The sequence below is a fragment of the Actinoplanes sp. ATCC 53533 genome (assembly GCF_003947245.1).
Map to the genome: position 1 here is coordinate 1 of NZ_QHHV01000340.1, position 2,501 is coordinate 2,501.

Annotated in this window: 4 protein-coding genes; 2 read left to right on the forward strand and 2 right to left on the reverse strand. The window is 67.2% G+C overall.

The annotated features are described in order from the left end of the window. Nucleotides 1-517 (forward strand): hypothetical protein (locus DMB66_RS62015; RefSeq protein WP_199753232.1); only part of this gene is annotated, 517 nt, incomplete at its 5' end. Nucleotides 518-668: 151 nt separating this feature from the next. Here the strand turns inward: DMB66_RS62015 and DMB66_RS56440 are convergent. Further along, nucleotides 669-1,295, reverse strand: coding sequence for a hypothetical protein (locus tag DMB66_RS56440; RefSeq protein ID WP_125812240.1), 627 nt, complete (start codon nucleotides 1,293-1,295; stop codon nucleotides 669-671). An 11-nt stretch (nucleotides 1,296-1,306) separates the two neighbouring features. Next, a complete protein-coding gene (locus DMB66_RS56445) occupies nucleotides 1,307-1,600 on the reverse strand; it encodes a hypothetical protein (RefSeq protein WP_125812241.1) in 294 nt (97 codons plus the stop codon). Nucleotides 1,601-2,201: 601 nt separating this feature from the next. Between DMB66_RS56445 and DMB66_RS56450 the strand changes: the two genes are divergently transcribed. Continuing rightward, a partial coding sequence (locus tag DMB66_RS56450) for a DUF4365 domain-containing protein (RefSeq protein ID WP_158647696.1) occupies nucleotides 2,202-2,501 on the forward strand: 300 nt, incomplete at its 3' end.

Sequence of the window (2,501 nt, forward strand, 5' to 3'; positions counted from 1 at the left end):
TGTGTATGCGGTTGGCGAGGCGGAGCGGGAATGCCGTGCCGAGTACGGTGACATGGCCTGGGAGTGGTCCAGTGCCTGGTGGGCCCGCTACCAGGCAGGATTCGAGGACGACTCAGCGGAGTGCGCCCAGGAAGGCGACCTGAATCTGGTCAGGGTCGCCGCCTTCATGCGCCAATGGCACGACGGGGTCGCAGCGCCTTCGCAGGCTGCTGTCTTCATTGAGGGTGAACATAAGGATCAGTTCGAGGGCGCCGAGGGTGCTGACGCTGCGGCGAGCTGGTCGCGGGTCGCCGAGGAACTCGAAGGGCTGTCAGGGACCCGCACGTTCGGCGCGTTTGTTCCTTACCTGGCGCCTGGAAAGTTCTGGCGGCTGAATGCCGACCCAGGGCAGGCTCTTGTCAGCGTTGCCGATGACGCGTTGGAGCTTCTGGCGGCGTCGGGCAAGCCGATTCGGCCGCGGCGTTCGAATCGCCGTCTCTCGGGCGCGGACCAGCCGATCCCACCTCATCCGAACTAGCATTCTTGCCGTCGCGCAAGATCCGCCCCCCGGAACCGTCGGCACCGAGGTCGTGACGCTCCGCACCCAACCAAGTCCTTGCAGTAGCTCGACGCCCAAGGCGTCGTCTCGGTCAGCGCAAGCGTGGTCAGGCCCAAGCGGCGCAGCGCCGCTACCTCCGGCCGCTGGTCTCCACGTCGGACGCCTCGGACGCGTACGCGCCGGGAAGAGCGGGCTCACACAACTTGCACCGCACTGCCTTGCGCCGACCGAGCCATGCGGTCAGCTCTTCGGCGGTCATCCGTTGAGCGCTGCCTGAGGTGCGCATGTAGTAGGAGGAGCCGTCGTACGCCCGGCCGTCGTGCACATACTCCTGCAGCGTCTGGCCCGGATGCTCGATGGTGAGCCGCGCCGGGTCACTGCAGCAGTCCCTACGGTGGATCTTTCCCGAGGAACTGACCACGTACGGGTGGCTGTCAGGGGTGGTCGCCGCCTCCTGCCGCGAGAGCTCCTCGGCGGCGGCCTGGTACTCCTGTAGAGCGCGAGCGTACGAGTCGATCGCTGCCTCGCAGTCGGGACAGCAGCCGCTGCGCTCGCTGAACCTACCGATTGCACGCAGGACCATCGCGCGGACCTCAGCGACGCTGGCCTCGCCGCGCTCGGCGGCGCTCAGCATGCGTAGCAACGCCGGCACCTCGATCATCCACGACCCGCCCTCGCCATCCGGTGGGGCGAAGCCGCCGTACTCCAGCACAACGTCCTGGTGACGTTCTCCCGCGAACGTGAACGACACCGACATCGCCCGAGGCATCAGCGGCCCACAGCAAGGTCGAAGGCCAGCTCGGCGCCGCCATGCTCCCGATAGCCCGCGGGCGTGATGATGGCACCGCGCTCAGCGAGCCCGCCAGGGCATGCACGGACGGCTGCCTCATCGGTGAAGGCCAGTTTTGCGAGCATGCCCAGGCGGGTGCTCGCACGGTAGATGACCACGCCCGTGTAGTCCTCTCGCCTGGCGACATCGCCCCGCTGCATCAGGACGAGTCGATAGAGAGGGTTGGCCGCATGACCGGTGGGCTTGCCCCACACCATCGCCTTCAGGCTCATCCGCACAGCGTAGCCGTAACCAGTGGCTACGCGACGCTCACCGTGAGCGGGGGTGACACAGGCCATCGCCATGAATCGGAGGCCTGGTTCATGCACGTCAAAGCGCCGATTCCGTGGCCTGCCGTGCGGAGCCGAGCAACTCGTGATGGGCGCGCACACTGCCGACCGTGTCCTCATAGAGGGGGTCGCCGCACTGGAAAATGAGGATCTCGACGTCGTCAGGCCATGCCTGATCGAGGACCTCGCCGGCCCCGCCGAGCGAGTGCCTTGTTCGGGCAGCATCAGCGCGGTGTCCGGGTGCCGCCGCGACCACCGCCGGCCGTCCGCAGGGCCGTGCCTGGCTGGTCCGCGATGGCGACGGCTCGCAGCCGAGTGGAAATGTCAGAGGGGGGTCCTAGCCTGAACCGTTGACATCAGTCCGGCGAACGGGAGCGAACGTGAGGCGTCCATCCATTGGCGTGCGATGTGGCCGCGCATCCAGCCATGGGTTCAACGCGAGCAGCGCCTGGGTGAGATCGCGCAGGCTCGACACGGGCGATCCTGGGAGTGGACGAACAGGCGCCGCGGACCGTGTCGGCATCGGTTGGCCGGGCGCCTGACGATGCCGAGAAGAAGCGTTCAACAGCGGGCCGGCTTCCGTGCCGAGGCATTCGTCGACAAGGCCGTGTCAGACGCGGGACATGTCTGGAACAACACCCTGCGTGACTTCGGCATCGACGGCCACATCGAGTTCGTCGACACGGAGCGGCAGGTCAGCGGCTTCGCCGTCGCCGCCCAGGTCAAGGGCACGGAGGTCGGTTTCCCCGGCGACAACGCGGCGGGTTTCCGCTTCGTCTGCGACGCTGATCGCGTCGACTACTGGCTGCGCTACGGTCGACCGGTCGTTCTTATCTGTGTCGAT